Origin of the sequence: Streptomyces sp. NPDC093065 (assembly GCF_044754585.1) — a bacterium.
GTDB lineage: Bacteria > Actinomycetota > Actinomycetes > Streptomycetales > Streptomycetaceae > Streptomyces.
In genome coordinates this window covers 282426-299506 of record NZ_JBIVPJ010000001.1, presented here as the reverse complement: position 1 = coordinate 299506, position 17081 = coordinate 282426, and the positions used below count along the sequence as shown (strand labels likewise).

Below are 17081 nucleotides of genomic sequence, written 5' to 3'. Positions count from 1 at the left end.
CGCCGGAGCGCGGGCGGGTGTCAGCGGTCGTCGTCGCCGAGGCGGGTGCCGCGGAGGGGGAACCGGAAGCGGGAACGGCCATGCGGGTGCCTTTGTGTGACGGGGCGGAGGAAACGGACGGGGCGGACCGTCCGCAGAACGGTGCCGAGGCCCTGGACGCCCGGGGCCAGGCAGAGGACGGCGAAGACCGCGCCGACGGTCGCGGCGCCGACGGCCAGCGAGACGGCGGCACCGGGGCCGGTGACCCGGTCGGCGGCCAGCACACCCGCACCGGTCGCCACGGCCGCCGCCGGCACCGCCCGGCCCAGGTCGCTCAGGACCCGCCGCACGCGCACCGGCACGCTGCGCGGGCCCGTCCCGGCGAGCAGCAGGGCGGCGGTGACGGTGATGCCGGCGGCGTTGGCGGCGGCGATGCCGCCCACGCCCCACCGGCCGACCGCCGAGACACCGACGGCGGCGGTGGAGACGACCCCGACGGCCATCGCGCCGAACGGGTACCAGGAGGCGCGGCCCGCCGAGAAGTAGGAGCGGGCCAGCGCGCCCACCACGGTCTGGCCGAGCAGCCCGAGCGCGTACACGCGCATGACCCCGGCGGTCGCCGCCGTGTCGGCCGCACCGAACGCGCCGCGCTGGAAGAGCAGGTGGACGATCTGCGGTGCGCAGGCGACCACGGTGGCCGCGCCGAGCAGCACCAGGCGGGCCGCCAGCGCCACGTCCCGTTCGACCCGGTCGCGGGCCCGTTCGGTGTCGCCGTCGGCCAGTGCGCGGGCCACCACCGGGAAGGTGACCGTGCACAGCATCAGCGACAGCGTCATGGGGATCTGGGCCACCTTCTGCGCGTAGTTCAGGTGCGAGATGGCCCCGGAGGGGAGCCCGGAGGCCAGGAAGCGTTCGATGAGGACCTGGGACTGCCGGCACAGCGCGAACAGCAGGACGGTCGTGAACAGGGCGGGGGCGAGCGGACGGGCGGGCTCGTCCGCCACCGGGTTGCGCCCGCCGCCCTCCCGGTGCCGAAGCCGCCGCAGCAGCGAAGGCAGTTGCGCCGCCACCATCAGGGCCCCGCCCACCGCGACGCCGGCCGCCGCCGAGCGCACCCCCCAGCGCCCGCCCAGCACGAACATCACCGTGATGATGCCGGTGTTGTAAGCGACGTAGATCGCCGCCGGCGCGAGGAACCGCCGGTGCGCCCGCAGCGCGGCGCTGCAGTACCCGGCGAGCCCGAAGCTGAGGACGCAGGTGGCGGTGAGCCGGGTGCAGTCCACGGCGAGGGCGTGGTCGGACAGCCCCGGTGCCAGGGCCCGCACCAGCACCGGCGCGGCGACGGCGACCAGCGCACCGGCCGCCGTGAACGCGAGGGCCAGCCGGGGCAGGGTCGAGGCGACCAGCGCGCGCACCGGGTCGCCGGGGACGCCCCGCGCGCGGCGGGCCAGGGCCAGGCTGAACATCGGGACCAGCGCGAAGGCCAGCCCGTCCTCGATGAGCAGCGTCGCCGCGAACTCCGGCACCGTCCATGCCACCAGGAAGGCGTCCGTCTCGCCGCCGGCCCCGAACAGCCGGGCCAGCGCCTGGTCCCGGGCCAGCCCGAGAACCGACCCGGCCACCGAGAGCACGGCGGTGACCAACGCGGCCCGAGCCAGGAAACGCCCCGAGGACCGCCCCTCGGCGGGGGGCGCGGTCTGCGTGCGGGGTGTCTCGCCCCGGAGGCCGGCCTGCGGCGGCCCGGCCGGCAGACCCGTGGACGGCGTCTTCGCCGGGGGGCCTGGGTGCGGCGGGGAGGGCGCTGCTCCGGTGCGTGGCGGGGAGGGCGTGGTGTCGGAGTGCCGTGCGGCGGTCGCGGTCGCGGTGTCGGTGTGCGGCGGGGAGGGCGTGGCTCCGGTGTGTGGCGGGGAGGCGGGGGTGAGGGAGAGGGGCGGGGACGGTGTGGTGTCGGAGTGCCGTGCGGTGTCCCAAGCCGGCGGGGCGGTGGTTCCGCCCGCGTCGGGGGCGGCGTCCGTGCCCGCGCCGTGGGGCGTGCCCGGTCCGCCCGTCGTGCGCGGCGAGGTCGTCGTCACCGCCCCGGCACCTCCCGCGCGGCGGACCCCAGCGCCCACCAGGCCGCCAGCCCGAAGCACAGCGCCGTCAGCACGGTCGACGGCCCGCCGATGTCGGCGTACGCGAAGTCGGTGAGCTGCCACACCAGCAGGCCGCAGGCGACGAACGCGCAGTCCGGCACCGCCCCTCGCTCCCGCCGCACCGCACGCAGCCGGCGCAGGCCCAGCACGAGCAGCGCCAGCCAGCTCCCGGCGAGGCAGAGCAGCCCGATCAGCCCCTGCTCGGCCAGGACCAGCAGATACATGTTGTGCGGCGACAGCAGCGGCTGCCTGCGGTACCCGGCACCCGCGCCGTCCGTCTCGCTGCCCGACGACAGCGCCAACGAGGCGTGCGCGTCCCGGTGTTCGGGGAAGCCCTTCAGTCCGACGCCGGTCAGCGGCCGCTCCCGCCACATGCCGGCCGCCGCCGCCCACATCGTGTAGCGGTCGGTCACCGACTGGTCCGGCGCGTCCGTGACCTGCGTGATGCTGCCGACCCGCTCCTGGAGCATCGCCGTACCGATCCCGAAGCCGCCCACCAGCACCACCGCCGCCGCGACCGCGGCCGCCCCCACCGCCAGCGCCCGGCGCACCCCGGCGAGGAGCAACTGCACCGCGCACGTCACCGCCGTCGCGATCCACGCCCCGCGGCTGAACGACAGGGCCAGCGGAAACAGCAGGGCGAGCGCGCACCCGGCGGCGAGCAGCCGGTGCCGTACCGGCGTCCCGCCCAGCGCCAGTCCGGCCGCGCAGACCAGCCCCAGCGACACCACGGTCGCCATGCCCATCACGTCCTGCGCCCCGAAGGTGCCCACGGCCCGGATCGGCTCCCCCTGGTAGGAGGCGCCGGTCCCGGTGACGTACTGGTGCACGCCGACCGCTCCCTGCCACCCGGCCAGCCCCACCATCGACCAGGCGAGCAGCCGCACGTCGGCCCGGTCGCGCACGAGCAGCAGTACGGCGGCGGGGACGAGGACGAAGACCTGGAGGTACCGCCCGAGCCCGGTGAGCCCGGCCCCCGGCGACAGGGCGCCGGCCGCCGCGACGGCCAGGCCGAGCACGGGCAGGCCGAGGACCACGGCCGCCGTACGGGACAGCGGGCGCCGCCGGTCCCGCACCAGCCGCAGCGCGCAGTACAGCACCGCCAGCGCCGAGACCGCGTCGGCCGGGTGCGCGCCGCCCCCGTCGTCCGGGCCCACGGGCAGCGCGAGCAGCGCCACGACGGCGACCACGGCCAGCACGGGCCGCAGCCGCCGTACGCGTGCCGCGGGCCGGAGGGGCAGGGCGTGGGCCACCTGGGTCAGCTCCCCGTGGGACGCACGAGCGCGACGGCCGTGCGCAGCAGGATGCACACGTCCCGCCACAGCGACCAGTCGTCGATGTACGCGTTGTCGAAGCGCGCCCGGTCCTCGATGGAGGTGTCCCCGCGCAGCCCGTTGATCTGGGCGAGGCCCGTGATCCCGGCCGGCATCCGGTGGCGGGCGGCGTAACCCGGGTAGGTCTGGCTGAACCGGGCCACGAAGTACGGGCGTTCGGGACGGGGGCCGACCAGGCTCATGTCGCCCCGGAAGACGTTCCACAGCTGGAGCAGCTCGTCCAGCGAGGTGCGGCGCAGGAAGCGGCAGAACCACGGCATCCGGTGCTCGTCCGCCACGCTCCACCGGGTCGCCGCCTCGTGCTCGTCGGCCGGGCGGTGCGTGCGGAACTTCAGCAGCGTGAACGGCCTGCCGTCCTGCCCGACGCGCTCCTGCCGGAACAGCACACCCGGGCCGCTCAGCACCCTCAGCGCCGCCGCACAGCCCAGCAGCAGGGGGCTCAGCAGCAGCAACAGCACTCCGGACACCGCCACGTCCAGCGCCCGCTTGCCCGCGCCGCCCGGCCGCCGGTGCGCCGGTTCCAGACGCCGGCAGGGGAAGGCGGCGATCCGGTCCCCGGCCGCGTACGAAGGAGCCTGGGCGGGGGCCTCCGCGTCCAGCTCCCACACCGCGCAGCCCGACTCGGCCAGCGCCCGCAGCAAGGCCGCCTGCCGGGGCCGTACGGACGGGTCCACGGCCAGGACGTCCCGTACGCCGTTCTGCACCACGGCCCGCCGTACCTCCTCGCCCGTGGACAGCACGGGCAGGCCCGCGGTGCCGCCCGGGTCGTCGGTGACGATCCCGACGGGGCGCATCCCGCAGCGCGGGTGGCGCAGCAGCGCCGAGGCCACGCGCTGCGCGGTCGCCGCGGGCCCGACGACGAGGGCGGCGCGGGGGCGGCTCAGCAGCGCCCTGCGGTGTCCGCGGTGCACGACGGCCCGGCCGGCGCAGCCCGCCACCGCGTGCAGCAGGAACCCGGCGGCCAGGGTGCGCGCGGACAGCGCGTGCGGCGGGGCGTACGTCGCGACGAGCGCCGCCACCACCAGCCACACCACCGCGATCCGGCCGCACAGGGCGGGCAGGTCGTCCAGCACGCCCGAGGTCCGCCGGGCAGGGCGCGGCCGGGGACGCAGCAGCAGCGAGGCGGCCACCAGCAGGGCCGCGAGCAGCGGCCGGTGCGGGACACCGGTGAGGACCAGCGAGCCCGGCAGGGCCGCCGTGCCGTCCGCGACGAGCAGGGGCAACGGGGAGCCAGGCCGCGGCGCGGGACGCCCGGCGGGCAGCCGGGGGCTCCCGGTGCCGTCGCGCTGCGGCAGCACCGCGACGGGAGAGGAGCCGAGGTCGCGCGACTGGCCGGCGGGGGAGGGGACGGTGCTGTCCGCGGTCACGGGTGGGTGGACTCCCTGCACTCGATGGGCACGACGGCCGACCGGGCCGAGGCCGCGGGCCAGTCGCCGGGGAGGGGACGCGGTGCGACGGACGGGCCGGCGCTCGGACCGGTGCCGGTGCCGGTGCCTGCGCCGGTGCCTGCGCCTGCGCCGCCGGTGTGCGCCGCGGCCGGGTGGCGTACGCCGGCGGCGGGTCGTACACCGGCAGTGGGCCGTAGGGCGGCGCTGGGCCCTGCGCCGTCCAGAAGGCCGTCGTACAGGGACGTGACCGCCGCGGCCGTGCGCCGTACGTCGTGCGCGGACCGGACGTGCGCGCGCCCCCGGCGGCCGAGCGACGCGCGCAGCGACGCGTCGAGCAGCAGCGCGGAGACGGCGTCGGCCAGCGTCGCCGGGTCCCCGGGCGGTACCAGGCAGTGCGGGAGGAGAGCGGGCGGCAGGCCCTCGCGGGCGCCGTCCACGTCGGTCACCACCACGGGCCGGCCGCAGGCCATCGCCTCAAGCGGGGCCAGCGCCATGCCCTCCCAGCGCGAGGGCAGGACGACCAGGTCGGCGGCCCGGTACCAGCGGGCGGCGTCGGCGACGGTGCCCGCGAAGAGCACGGACTCCGGGGCCCCCTCGGCCAGCCGGGCGCGGTCCGGGCCTTCGCCGACGAGGACCAGCCGGGCGCCGGGCACCCGGGCGAGGACCGTTTCCCACGCGCTCAGCAGGAGGTCCTGTCCCTTCTGCCGGCACAGCCGCCCCACGCAGACCACCAACGGGTCGTGCGCACCGATGCCGTGCCGCAGCCGCAGGCGGGCCGGGTCGGCCGGGCAGGCCGGGTCCTCGGGGTCCTCGGGGGCGTCTTGGGGCACGTCGGCGTCGAATCGGGTGAGGTCGATGCCGTTCGGGACCACCGTCCACGGCCCGCGCAGCCCGGCCCGCACACCCCGCAGCCGTTCCGCCTCGCTCACGCACACCGTCCGCGCCGCCCACCGCGCGGCCCACCGCTCCCAGCCGAGCGCGAGGAGCCCGGCGACACCGCCGACCGCCTCGAACGACCAGGCGTGCGGCTGGAACACGGTCGGGATCCGGCCCCGCACGGCGAGCCGCCCCGCCAGACCGGCCTTCGCGCTGTGCGCGTGCACCAGGTCGGGCCGTACGTCCTCGATCACGCGGGCGAGCCGCCGTACCTCGGCCACCACGGCCGGGCCGGGCGAGCGCGTCGCGGGCCAGTTCCGCACGTCGGCGCCCAGCGCCCGCAGCCGGTCGGCGAGACCCCCGTCGGGACAGGCGACGGCGACGCGCAGTCCGGCGGCGAGCTGAGCGCGCGTCAGGTCGGTGACCACCCGGGCGACTCCGCCGTCCACCGGTTGGGTGAGGTGCAGAACCCTTGGCCGTAAACCGGTCGGTGGCAGGTGCATGCGCGTTTCCTCGCTCACGGAGAATGCTCGGGACGGGCGGGAACGCGCCCGGCCGCGGGGCGCCGGCCGCGACGCGGCATACGGGTGCGTCGAATGGTGTGGGACTCTAGCTGCTATCCGTACTAATACGGCGAAACCGGGTAAGTGTGTTGGATTTGTGAATGCCGGTCTTTCGCGAGATCACCCCTTTGGCGGCACAACTCGGGCGCACGCCACGCGTTGACACTGCGCCGGGCAGCCGCCCGGGTGTGTGTACAACCCCAAGGAGCACTTCTCCATGTCGCGTATCGCGAAGGGCCTGGCCCTGACCTCCGTCGCCGCCGCCGCGGTGGCGGGCACCGCCGGTGTCGCCGCCGCCGACAGCGGCGCGCAGGCCGCCGCCGCCCACTCCCCGGGCGTCCTGTCCGGCAACGTGGTGCAGGTCCCGGTCCACATCCCGGTCAACGTCTGCGGTAACACCATCGACGTCATCGGCCTGCTGAACCCGGCGTTCGGCAACGAGTGCGAGAACGACTGACGTCGGTCGGCAACTCTCCGCACCGGCCGTCCGCACCGCGGTTCCTCCGCGAGCGGGCGGCCGGTTCGCGTTGCCGCGCGGACGGCGGTGTGCTGCCCCGAATGGGGGGACCGCGCGGTGACACGGCGCGCGGACCTTGACAGGGCGTCTCAGCAGGTAAGACGCCGAGCGGAGGAAGGGCGGGCGGCCCGGCCGGGTCACCGCTCGGTTGCAGAGCGCCAGGGGCACTTCCACGGTGGGCACAACATCCGACGCACCACCGAAAGGAACCCCCATGCGTCTGCCCGCACGGCGAATCGCCACCTCCGCTCTCTGCGCCGGCCTGCTGATCGGCCTCTCCGGCCCGGCGGTGATGGCGGCCGACGGCGACTCGGTCCGGGAACGCACCCACGCGGCGTCCCGCGCCCCTCTCCCGGACGCGGAGGAACTGCAGAGCCAGGTCGCCGGCCTGGCCGGTCTGGGCGGGATGCTCACGCCGGTCACCGACATGCTCACCGCCGTCCTCAAGGCCGACAACGGCCAGCTCTCCGCCACGGACGCGGACAAGCTCTCCGCCGCCGTCAAGGACGCCCTCGCCAAGGCGGACGCCGCGGACACGGACGCCGACGACGCGGCGACCACCCCCGGCACGAGCACCCCGGCCCAGCCGCCCGCCACCGCGCCGGAGGCCGGGTCCGACACCCCGGTCACGCTGCCGGCGCCCGTCACGGCGCAGAGCGACGACGGCACCGCGGCGGCCTCCGACCTGTCCGCGGCAGCGCAGACCGAGCTGCAGAAGCAGGTCGACGCCCTGGTGAAGGCCACCACCTCCGGTACCGCCGAACAGGTGAGCCCGGCCGTCAAGGACGTGATGACCGGCATCGTCAACGTCGTCGCCGCCACGCTGGTGGGCAACGGGCTGCCCGCCGCGGACCTGGTCGGCCTGCCCGGCGTCCCCACCGCGCCGGAGGCGACCACCCCGGAGGCGACCACCCCGGAAGCCGCCGTGCCGGAAGCCGCCGTGCCGGAAGCCGCCGTGCCCGCGAACCCGATGCCGGCCGACCCCTCCTGACGCCGTCCCGGGCGTCCCGGGCCGTCGCACCCTCCCTCCCCGGAGGCGCGACGGCCCTTTCCCGTGTCCGGGCTCGTGTCCGGAGATCTCATATGTCTTCCGGACGGCGGAGTTTCCGGGTCCGGCGCAGGTCGTTAGGGAGGGCGTCAGCAATCCACCGGTGACCCGGGTCGCCGAGGAAAGGAACACGATGAAGTCCCTCATCAAGGCCGCCGCCGTCGTCGCCGGTTCCCTGGTCGCCGCCGGCTCCGCCGTGCCCGCGTTCGCCTACGACGCCGCCGACGCCGCCGCTCTCACGCCCACCAGCCTCAACGGTGCCGTGAACGCGCTGACCGCGGAGCCCATCGACATCATGCCGGTCAAGCACCAGTCGGACGCGCGGTCCAACGCCCTGGACACCGAGAACAAGGACTCCGTGCTGCACACCGTGAAGGGTGCGACCACCGAACTGAACTCCGCGAGCGGTCTGCTGGGCGGCCTCCCGCTGGGCGGCTGAGCCACCCGCTGCCCGCCGTACCCCTCCCGCCTTCCCGAAGCCGTACCCCCGCCTTCTCGAAAGGGACCGTGCCTGTCATGAAGCCGACCACCAGACGAACCCTGGCCGCCGTCGTCACCGGTGTGGCCGCTGCCGTGGGCGTCACCGCGACCCCCGCCGCCGCCTCGGCCCGCGCGATTCCCGTGCCGGTGCCGCTGGAGGGCGCGGAGACGGCCCTCGGCATGGAACTGCCCGAGGTGGCCGGCGAGCTGCCCGTGCCGACGGCGGGCGCACCGGAGGGCCCGCGGTACGTGGAGGGCCGGCTGCTGCCGGAGCGCACGCTGCCGCAGCTGCCGGTGCGCGGCGGGCTGCCCGGCCTCGACCTGCGCCAGCCGGTGCCGCACGTCCTCGGCGACGACTTCGACCACGCCGGTGTCGACGCGCCCGCCGCCGAGCTGCGGACCCTGGCACCGGGTCTGTCCCTGGACGCGCCGCTCACCGCGCCGAACCCCGGGGCCCTGGGCCTGCCGGCGCCCAAGCTCCCCGAGGCCGGCCTGCTCGCCCCCGCGCTCCAGACCGTCCCGGTGGCCGACCTGGGCGTCGGGCCGGGACTGTAGGGCCCCTGCTCCCCCTCGCCCCGCGCCACGACCCTGCTCCGACTGGCCCTGCCCGCGGTGACCGCGGGGCCCGCCGTGCGGTTAGCGGTGCGGACCAACGCAACCGGACGAGGAGAGAGCCATGGTCGTCAACGCGGGCGCCGCATCGAGCGGCGCGGAGCGCAGTACGGAGTACGCGGCGGAGGCAGCGGCGAGAGGCGGCACCAGGCGGCAGGTGATGCGGGGGCTCTTCGCGCCGGCCCTCGCGGTCGGCCTGGCGCCCCTGATCGCCGCCTCCCGGCCCTCCCGGGTCACGGAGGCCGCCGGTGGCGAGGGCGCGGCGGGAACCGCGCACCCCGAGCCGCACGCCGCCGAGTCCGCCCCCTCGCCCGCCGACAGCGCCGCCTTCGACGAGACCTACCGCGGCCGGCGCATCCGGGGCATCCGCTCCGCCGCGGGACGGGCCGTGGGCGCAGGCACCTGGCACGTCACCGTGGACGGCCGCCCGCTGCACCTGATGCGCCGGGCCGACGGGAGCTGGCTGAGCATGGTCGACCACTACCGGTCGTACCCCACCCCGCTCGCCGCGGCCCGCGGCGCCGTCGACGAACTCGGCCCCGGCGAGCACCTGCGCGACACCCCCTCCACCGGCCACGACCAGCACTCCGGGGGGCGGCATGGCGTACACGCGTAAGGACGTCAGCACGCTGACCCGGAGCGAGAAGCGACGGTTCGTCAACGCGCTGCTGGAGATCAAACGACGCGGGGAGTACGACGAGTTCGTGCGCACCCACATCGAGTACTACGTCTCCGACGGCGAGGACGGACTGCGTACGGCGCACATGGCGCCGTCCTTCCTGCCCTGGCACCGCCGGTTCCTGCTGGACCTGGAGGAGGCGCTGCGCCGGGTCGACTCGTCGGTCACCGTGCCGTACTGGGACTGGACGAAGGACCGGGGCACCAAGTCGACGCCCTGGACCGCCGATCTGCTGGGCGGCACCGGGCGCCGGTCCGACCACCGGGTCACCACCGGCCCCTTCGCCCACGCCGAGGGCAACTGGACCATCAGGGAGAACGTCACCGACACCGAGTACCTCACCCGGGACCTCGGACGTGCCGGCAACCCCCTCGACCTGCCCTTGAAGAGCGACCTGGAGTGGGCGCTGGACGACCCGGAGTACGACACCTCGCCCTACGACTCGACGGTCGGCAAGGGGTTCCGCAACAAGCTGGAGGGGTGGGGGACCGGCCGGGGCAGCGTGTCCTGGCGCAACCACAACCGGGTGCACCGCTGGGTCGGCGGGGCCATGGTCGGCGGCGCGTCCGTCAACGACCCGGTGTTCTGGCTGCACCACGCCTTCATCGACCTCCAGTGGTCCCGCTGGCAGGCCCGCCACCGCGGCGCCCGCTACCTGCCCGCCGAGCCGCCCGGCCGGGGCAGCGCGCAGCGCGGGCGGATCGTGGCACGGCACGAGAAGCTGCCGCCGTGGGACGTGACGCCGGACGAGCTGGAGGACGTCGGGCGGATCTACCGGTACGCCTGAGCGGATCCGCCGCCCCGGGCACGGCAGGAGCCCCGGCCGGAAGGCCGGGGCTCCTCGGGGGGTCTGGCGGCTCAGCTGCCGTAGCCGCCGCTCTTGTCGTCGTCACCGTTGTCGCAGGCGTTGCCGAAGGCCGGGTTCAGCAGGCCGATGACGTCGATGGTGTTGCCGCAGACGTTGACCGGCACGTGCACCGGGACCTGGACGACGTTGCCGGACAGGACACCGGGCGAGCCGACGGCCGCGCCCTCCGCGCCCGCGTCCGCCATGGCCATGCCGGTGCCGCTGAGCACCACGGCACCGGCGCCGAGGGCGACACCGGCGGCCTTCGCGATGCGAGACATCACGTTCTCCTTCTGACTCGGGGAGCGCGGCGGCAGGACGCGCCGCCGCACTGCCGGTTCAACGCACCCGGTCGCGGCCGGTCACGGGGGGAATGCGCGGATCACCCTTTTTGAACATGCGGGCCGGTGGGGAGGGAAGGTGGGCAGCGGTGGCGGGTAGTGGACGGCGAGTGGTGGGCGGCGAGTGGTGGGCGGCTGACGGCGGCTGACGGCGGGTGGCGGGCGGGAGGCGGAAGGCGGTCGGCGGCGGAAAACCGTTCCCGTGCGTGCCGGTGTGTCCACTAGCCTCCCGGCATGCCGAATGACCGATCCGACGCGTCCGTCAGGGCTTCCCGGCCGTCCGAGCCGTCCGAGCCGTCCCAGTCGTCCGCACTGGCCGCGCTGCCCGGCCTTTTCGCCGAGGAGAGCCGGGTGCGGGCCTTCGCGGCCGTGGCGCTGGGCGCGGGTGATGCCGCGGGGGTGGCCAGGGCGGCCGGCCTCTCCGCGAAGGAGACGGCCGGTGCGCTGCGCCGGCTGCGGGACCAGGGTGTGGTGACGTCCGGCGGGGACGGTGAACTCGTCGTCGCCCACGACCGCTTCCGGGAGCTGGCCCGCGCGGGCCGCCCGGCGACGGAGGCGGCCGGTGACCGTGCCGTGGGAGAGGACGACCCGGCCGGCATCGTCGTGCGGACCTTCGTCAGGGACGGCCGGCTGGTCCGGCTGCCCGCACGCTGGACGCGCAAGAAGGTGGTGCTGCGGCACATCGCCGAGCGGACCTTCGCACCCGGCGTGGAGTATCCGGAACGCACCGTCGACGAGAAGCTGCGCGCGTGGTGCGAGGACGGCGAGGTCGACCATGTGACGCTCCGGCGCTACCTGGTGGACCTCGGTCACCTGCGCCGGAGCGACGGGATCTACTCCCGCCCGGCGGACCCGGCCCGGGCGGGCACCGCCTGAACACCCCTGGGCCCGGTTCGCGGCCGGGTCGGAGGGCCGGGATTCAGGCAGGGGGCACGGGCAGGCGCCGTACGGGTGAGCCCGCGAGGTAGGCGCTGATCGCCTCGACGGCCTGGCCGTAGTAGGTGGCGTAGTTGGCGCGTGACACATAGCCCAGGTGGGGTGTCGCGAGCAGGCGCGGGGCGGTGCGCATCGGGTGGCCGGCGGGCAGCGGCTCGGTGTCGAAGACGTCCACGCCCGCGCCGGCGATACGGCCCTCGTACAGCGCGGCGAGCAGCGCCTCCTGGTCGACGATCGCCGCGCGCGAGGTGTTGACCAGGTAGGCGGTCGGCTTGAGCAGGGCCAGTTCGGCCGGGCCGAGCAGGCCGCGGGTGCGCTCGCCGAGCGCGAGGTGGACGGAGACGAAGTCGGCGGTCCTCAGGAGCTCTTCCTTGGCGGGGGCCAGTTCGACGCCGACCTCGTCGGTGCGCTCCCGGGTGAGATTCTGGCTCCAGGCGCTCACCCGCATGCCGAAGGCCAGGCCGACCTGTGCCACCCGGCCGCCGATCTTGCCGAGGCCCAGCAGTCCGAGCCGGCGGCCGTGCAGGTCGGCGCCCACCGTCCGCTGCCAGGGGCCGCCCTCGCGCAGCCCGTTGCCCTCCTCGACGATGCCGCGGGCCAGGCCGAGCAGCAGGGCCCAGGTCAGCTCCACGGGCGGGGTGGAGGAGGAGGCCGTACCGCAGACGGTGACACCGTGCGCGTCGGCGGCGGCGTAGTCGATCACGCTGTTGCGCATGCCGGAGGCGACGATGAGTTTCAGCCGGGGCAGCCGTGCGATCAGCGAGCCGGGGAAGGAGACGCGTTCGCGCAGGGTGACCACGATGTCGACGTCGGTGAGCGCCGCGGCGAGTGCGTCCTCGTCCGGGAAGTGGGTGGCGCAGGACACGACGTCCACGTGGTCAGCGACCGGGGACCAGTCGGCGATCTCGGTCGCCACCTGCTGGAAGTCGTCCAGCACGGCGCAGCGCAGACGCACGTCGTCCGGTCCCTCCCGCCAAACGAGCATGGCGCCCCCGGCAGGACTCGAACCTGCGGCCAAGCGCTTAGAAGGCGCCTGCTCTATCCACTGAGCTACGGGGGCCTGGTGTGGTGGCCTCGGTCGTGGTGTCCGGGTGTGGCCGGTCCTTGACGTCGCCGGGGACAAGGATAGGGCTCCCGGCTCCATGTCCCTGATGCTTCCCCTCCGTGGCTCGATGTGGAGGTTCGGTGAAGCGGTCCTGATAATCGCAGGCAGTTACGAATCGTGCATCGCTTTTGGCGTCTCGCGCACCGGGTGTTGTCCACTCGTTATGCCTGGACTGTCCTCGTGTCCCGGTAGTCCCTTCCGTCCGGAGTGTCCGGTCGGCGCGCAGACATGCTCATCATGCTCATATGCTTCAGAATTCCCTCAAAATTGGGCATTCTTCCCATGTGGTGACCTTGGACGTACGGCCTCAGCTGCTCGACGCACTCTCCGCCCTGCGCGACCGTGTCGCGGCCGCACGCTTCCCGCTGCCCCTGGCAGGGGCGCCACGCGCGCGTGCCAACCGCGACGAACTGCTCGCACAGCTCGACGACTACTTGGTGCCCCGCCTCAAAGAGCCCGAGGCGCCGTTGCTGGCCGTCGTGGGCGGCTCCACCGGCGCGGGCAAGTCGACCCTGGTGAACTCCCTGGTGGGGCGTCGGATCAGCGAGGCGGGTGTGCTGCGGCCCACGACCCGCACGCCGGTCCTGGTGTGCCACCCGGAGGACCACCACTGGTTCAGCGGCATGCGGGTGCTGCCCGACCTCACGCGCGTGTGGGTGCCCCACCGGGACCCGGACGACGACCTGCTGCTGCCCGGCGAGAACCCCGCGCGGGTGCTGCGGGTCGAGACCGCCGACACGCTGCCACCGGGCATCGCCCTCCTGGACGCGCCCGACATCGACTCCCTCGTCGCCGACAACCGCGTCCTGGCGGCCGAACTGATCTGCGCCGCCGACATCTGGGTGATGGTCACCACGGCCGCCCGGTACGCCGACGCGGTGCCCTGGCACCTGCTGCGCACCGCCAAGGAGTACGACGCCACCCTGGTCACCGTGCTCGACCGGGTGCCCCACCAGGTGGTTTCCGAGGTCTCGCGGCAGTACGGGGCACTGCTCACCAAGGCCGGTCTCGGCGACGTCCCCCGCTTCACCGTCCCCGAACTGCCCGAGTCGGCCTGGGGCGGCGGGCTGCTGCCGGCCAGCGCCGTGGCGCCGCTCAGGTCCTGGCTCGTCCACCGGGCCCAGGAACTCGACGCCCGGCACCACGCCATGGCCCGTACGGCACACGGCATCCTGGACTCGCTGAAGTCCCGGATGCCCGAGCTGGCCGGAGCCACCGCCGCGCAGTACGCCGCCGCGCTGCGGCTCACCGCCGCCGTCGACGGCGCCTACGACGGCGAGCACACGCGCGTGCGGGGGCGGTTGCGGGCGGGTGCCGTACTCGCCGGGGACGCGCTCAAGCGCTGGCGGGCCTTCCCCCTCGACTGCTCGCCGGAAGAGCTCCTCGACTCGCTGGTGGAGAGCCTGAGCGCCCTGCTGCTGTGCGCCGTCACGGCCGCCGACGAACGCGTCGACGAGGCCTGGCGCCGCGAACCGGCGGCGGAGGCCCCCGAACTCGCCGCCCGCGCCCCCGCGCCGGAGAGCGCCGAGCACCGCATCGGGATGGCCGTACGGCGGTGGCGGCGCGAACTGGAGGAGTACGCCGAGGAGGAGGTGCGCGAGCTGGACCGGAACCTCGCGCCGGACCCCGGGGTGGTGGCCGGCCTGGTCGCCACCGTGCTGCTGGGCGGCCGGCGCGCGCGTGTCGCCGGGGAACGGCTCGCCGAACGGATCGGCGCCCACGGCGCGCTGCGGTTGCGCGACCGGGGCGGCCGGCTGCTCGACGAACACGTCGACCGGGTCATGAACGCCGAACGCGAGCGCAGGCTGGCTCCGCTCGACGGCCTGGATGTGCACCCCGAGCCACAGGCGGAGCTCATCGCCGCGCTGTCCGTACTGCAGAAGGAGAGGTGACCGGTGACCGCCGTCACTGACCAGGACCCCACCGAGCACACCGAGCACACGGGACACACCGAGCACACGGACCACAGCGAGCACAGGGCGAAGGAGGCGGAGCGCGCGGCCCGGGCGGGCGATGCGGACTCCCGGTCCCGGGACGAACGCGGTGAGCGGGACCGCCGGGGCGAGCGGGACCGGCGCGGCGCGGAGACCGCTGCCGGAAAGGGCGCCGTCGGAGTCGGGGCCGCCCGTGACGACACGCCCCGCGCGCGCGTGAAGGACGTATGCGTGAAGGACGCGGAGGCGTCGTCCCGCCACGGCGACGGGGACACCGGCCGGGGAAACGGGGCCGGCGGCCGCGGCGACCGCGACGGCAGCCATGGGGAGCGCGACGCGGGCCCCTCCGCCGGTCCGTCCGCCGGTTCGGCCGGCTCCGGGGACGGAGAGGGCGCCTGGGGCGACGGGCTGATCGCGCGGCGGGTGGACGAGAACGGCGGGCCCGAGCCGTACGCCGTCCTGCCCGGCAGGCCCCCGGCCTCCTCGGCGGCCCTGATGCCGCTGGCCTACGACGGGAACCTCAGGTCGCGCCTCGACGCCCTGCGCGAACTGGTGGGGCTCTCCAGGACCCGGCTCGACAGCGGCACGCTGGCCGAGGCCGGCCGGGTCCTGGACGAGGCCGCCGCGCGGCGCAGGCTCTCCGGACAGCACACCGTCGTCGCCATCGCGGGCGCGACCGGCAGCGGCAAGTCACAGCTGTTCAACACCCTCGCCGGGGTCACGATCTCCGAGACGGGCGTCCGCAGGCCGACCACCTCCGCGCCCATCGCGTGCAGTTGGAGCGACGGCGCGGCCAGCCTCCTCGACCGGCTCGGCATCCCCGGCCGGCTGCGCCGCCGCCCGCTCCAGCACCCGGACTCCGAGTCCCCGCTGCGCGGTCTCGTCCTGATCGACCTGCCCGACCACGACTCGGCGGCCGTCCAGCACCGCGAGCAGGTGGACCGCATCCTGGCGCTGGTCGACGCCGTCATCTGGGTCGTCGACCCGGAGAAGTACGCCGACGCCCTGATCCACGAGCGCTATCTGCGGCCGATGGCGGGCCACGCCGAGGTCACCTTCGTCGTCCTCAACCAGGTCGACCGGCTGCCCGGTGAGGCCGCCGAGCAGGTCCTCGACGACCTGCGGCGCCTGCTCGACGAGGACGGCATCGCGCTGGGCGAGTACGGCGAACCCGGCGCGACCGTGCTCGCCCTGTCCGGGCTCACCGGGGAGGGCATCGGCGAACTGCGCGAGACACTGGGCCAGTTCGTCGCCGAACGGCAGGCACCGGCCCGCCGTATCGCGGCCGACGTGGACGCCGCCGCACGGCAGTTGCGTCCCGTGTACGTGACGGGGCAGCGCACCGGGCTCAGCGAGGAGGCGCGGGACGAGTTCGCGGACCGGCTGGCTGACGCGGTGGGCGCCACCGCGGCGGGCGAGGCGGCCGAACGGGCCTGGCTGCGCAACGCCAACCGTGCGTGCGGGACGCCCTGGCTGCGGCTGTGGCGCTGGTACCACGACCGGCGCGACCCCGTCACGGGACGGCTGCCGTCGCGCGCCCAGGCGGACGAGGAGGCCACGGCGCGCCAGCGCGTCGAGCACGCGGTGCGTACCGTCTCGGACCGGGCCTCGGCCGGACTGCCCGCGCCGTGGGCGCAGGCGATGCGCGAGGCGGCCGTCCGCGGTGCCCAGGGGCTGCCCGAGGCTCTCGACGAGCTGGCCGTGCGCACGGGCCTGCCGCCGGGGCGCCCGCCGCGGCCCGGCTGGTGGCCGGTGGCCGTCCTCGCCCAGGCGACCATGACCCTGCTCCAGGTGGTGGGCGGCCTGTGGCTGCTCGGCCAGATCATCGGCTTCGTGCCGCCGAATTTGGGCGTGCCGGTGCTGCTGATGCTGGCCGGAATCGTCGGCGGCCCCCTCATCGAGTGGAGCTGCCGCCTGGCGGCCCGCGGACCCGCCCGACGCTACGGCCACGAGGCGGAACGGCTGTTGCGGGAGGCGGCCGCGGGATGCGGCCGGGCCAGGGTGCTGGACCCGCTGGCGGCGGAACTGCTGCGCTACCGCGAGGTGCGGGAGCAGTACGCGCGGGTCACGGGGGTGGGGGCCGCGTCGAGGTAGGCGAGGCAGGGAGGCGGCTGCGGACCACCGGGGACCGGCCGGCCGGTCGAGGCGAGGCGGGGCGGGTGCTGCGGCCGGCCTTCTGGGCCTGTCGGCCACCCGTACGGGTGGCGGAGTTCTCCACAGCCGCCGGGCCGGTCCACAGCCCCCGGCGGACCGGTCCCGATCGCGGGCAGTCTGGCTTCGCGGCGATCGCGAGGGACGCGGTCGCCCCGG

At 75.5% G+C, this 17081-nt stretch carries 15 protein-coding genes and 1 tRNA gene; 9 read left to right on the top strand and 7 right to left on the bottom strand.

Annotated elements, in window-relative coordinates:
* Positions 1–20: 20 nt before the first annotated feature.
* From ACIQFU_RS01230 to ACIQFU_RS01215, 4 genes are read right to left on the bottom strand one after another with little or no spacing between them, the layout of a single operon-like run.
* The gene (locus ACIQFU_RS01230; protein ID WP_402548066.1) at positions 21–2051 is read right to left on the bottom strand and encodes a lipid II flippase MurJ; all 2031 of its coding nucleotides are present in this window, start codon (positions 2049–2051) and stop codon (positions 21–23) included.
* Positions 2048–3364, bottom strand: a complete 1317-nt coding sequence (locus ACIQFU_RS01225; RefSeq protein WP_402548064.1) for an O-antigen ligase family protein — start codon at positions 3362–3364, stop codon at positions 2048–2050. Before ACIQFU_RS01225 ends, ACIQFU_RS01230 begins: the two co-directional genes overlap by 4 nt.
* Positions 3365–3369: 5 nt before the next feature.
* Positions 3370–4812, bottom strand: coding sequence for a sugar transferase (locus ACIQFU_RS01220; protein WP_402548062.1), 1443 nt, complete (start codon positions 4810–4812; stop codon positions 3370–3372).
* Positions 4809–6212, bottom strand: coding sequence for a glycosyltransferase family 4 protein (locus ACIQFU_RS01215; protein ID WP_402548061.1), 1404 nt, complete (start codon positions 6210–6212; stop codon positions 4809–4811). The genes ACIQFU_RS01220 and ACIQFU_RS01215 overlap by 4 nt, the downstream gene beginning before the upstream one ends.
* Positions 6213–6489: 277 nt before the next feature.
* Between ACIQFU_RS01215 and chpG the strand changes: the two genes are divergently transcribed.
* The 6 genes from chpG to ACIQFU_RS01185 all read left to right on the top strand — a co-directional run bounded on the left by chpG (position 6490) and on the right by ACIQFU_RS01185 (position 10395).
* Entirely contained in the window at positions 6490–6729 is a 240-nt protein-coding gene (chpG, locus tag ACIQFU_RS01210; protein WP_007449696.1) for a chaplin ChpG, read from the top strand.
* 274 nt (positions 6730–7003) lie between these two features.
* On the top strand, positions 7004–7780 hold the full coding sequence (locus ACIQFU_RS01205) for a hypothetical protein (protein WP_402548060.1): 777 nt from the start codon (positions 7004–7006) through the stop codon (positions 7778–7780).
* A gap of 190 nt (positions 7781–7970) precedes the next feature.
* The gene (locus tag ACIQFU_RS01200; RefSeq protein ID WP_402548059.1) at positions 7971–8276 is read left to right on the top strand and encodes a hypothetical protein; all 306 of its coding nucleotides are present in this window, start codon (positions 7971–7973) and stop codon (positions 8274–8276) included.
* 77 nt (positions 8277–8353) lie between these two features.
* Positions 8354–8872 carry a hypothetical protein gene (locus ACIQFU_RS01195; RefSeq protein WP_402548058.1) on the top strand — a complete coding sequence of 173 codons (519 nt, stop codon included), beginning with the start codon at positions 8354–8356 and terminating at the stop codon, positions 8870–8872.
* 121 nt (positions 8873–8993) lie between these two features.
* Entirely contained in the window at positions 8994–9545 is a 552-nt protein-coding gene (locus ACIQFU_RS01190; RefSeq protein ID WP_402548057.1) for a tyrosinase family oxidase copper chaperone, read from the top strand.
* A complete protein-coding gene (locus ACIQFU_RS01185) occupies positions 9529–10395 on the top strand; it encodes a tyrosinase family protein (protein WP_402548056.1) in 867 nt (288 codons plus the stop codon). The genes ACIQFU_RS01190 and ACIQFU_RS01185 overlap by 17 nt, the downstream gene beginning before the upstream one ends.
* Before the next feature lie 71 nt (positions 10396–10466).
* Here ACIQFU_RS01185 and chpF read toward each other — a convergent pair whose 3' ends face one another.
* Positions 10467–10736: a chaplin ChpF gene (chpF, locus tag ACIQFU_RS01180; RefSeq protein WP_402548054.1), complete on the bottom strand. Its 270-nt coding sequence runs from the start codon at positions 10734–10736 to the stop codon at positions 10467–10469.
* A 294-nt stretch (positions 10737–11030) separates the two neighbouring features.
* On the opposite strand from chpF, the gene ACIQFU_RS01175 reads away from it, so the two are divergent.
* Complete coding sequence (locus ACIQFU_RS01175) at positions 11031–11672, top strand: DUF2087 domain-containing protein (RefSeq protein WP_402548053.1); 642 nt, start codon at positions 11031–11033, stop codon at positions 11670–11672.
* 43 nt (positions 11673–11715) lie between these two features.
* Here the strand turns inward: ACIQFU_RS01175 and ACIQFU_RS01170 are convergent, their stop codons facing one another.
* Positions 11716–12687 (bottom strand): D-2-hydroxyacid dehydrogenase family protein, encoded by a 972-nt coding sequence (locus tag ACIQFU_RS01170; RefSeq protein ID WP_402548470.1) that lies wholly within the window; start codon positions 12685–12687, stop codon positions 11716–11718.
* A gap of 29 nt (positions 12688–12716) precedes the next feature.
* Positions 12717–12792 (bottom strand) — tRNA-Arg (locus tag ACIQFU_RS01165).
* 329 nt (positions 12793–13121) lie between these two features.
* On the opposite strand from ACIQFU_RS01165, the gene ACIQFU_RS01160 reads away from it, so the two are divergent.
* Positions 13122–14729: a dynamin family protein gene (locus tag ACIQFU_RS01160; RefSeq protein ID WP_402548051.1), complete on the top strand. Its 1608-nt coding sequence runs from the start codon at positions 13122–13124 to the stop codon at positions 14727–14729.
* A gap of 3 nt (positions 14730–14732) precedes the next feature.
* On the top strand, positions 14733–16865 hold the full coding sequence (locus ACIQFU_RS01155) for a YfjP family GTPase (RefSeq protein ID WP_402548050.1): 2133 nt from the start codon (positions 14733–14735) through the stop codon (positions 16863–16865).
* Positions 16866–17081 lie beyond the last annotated feature (216 nt).

Bases quoted from the DNA above. Each gene is read 5' to 3' on its own strand.
- ACIQFU_RS01215 (WP_402548061.1), bottom strand. From the start codon at position 6,212: ATGCACCTGCCACCGACCGGTTTACGGCCAAGGGTTCTGCACCTCACC.
- chpG (WP_007449696.1), top strand. From the start codon at position 6,490: ATGTCGCGTATCGCGAAGGGCCTGGCCCTGACCTCCGTCGCCGCCGCC.
- ACIQFU_RS01205 (WP_402548060.1), top strand. From the start codon at position 7,004: ATGCGTCTGCCCGCACGGCGAATCGCCACCTCCGCTCTCTGCGCCGGC.
- ACIQFU_RS01200 (WP_402548059.1), top strand. From the start codon at position 7,971: ATGAAGTCCCTCATCAAGGCCGCCGCCGTCGTCGCCGGTTCCCTGGTC.
- ACIQFU_RS01195 (WP_402548058.1), top strand. From the start codon at position 8,354: ATGAAGCCGACCACCAGACGAACCCTGGCCGCCGTCGTCACCGGTGTG.
- ACIQFU_RS01190 (WP_402548057.1), top strand. From the start codon at position 8,994: ATGGTCGTCAACGCGGGCGCCGCATCGAGCGGCGCGGAGCGCAGTACG.
- ACIQFU_RS01185 (WP_402548056.1), top strand. From the start codon at position 9,529: ATGGCGTACACGCGTAAGGACGTCAGCACGCTGACCCGGAGCGAGAAG.
- chpF (WP_402548054.1), bottom strand. From the start codon at position 10,736: ATGTCTCGCATCGCGAAGGCCGCCGGTGTCGCCCTCGGCGCCGGTGCC.
- ACIQFU_RS01175 (WP_402548053.1), top strand. From the start codon at position 11,031: ATGCCGAATGACCGATCCGACGCGTCCGTCAGGGCTTCCCGGCCGTCC.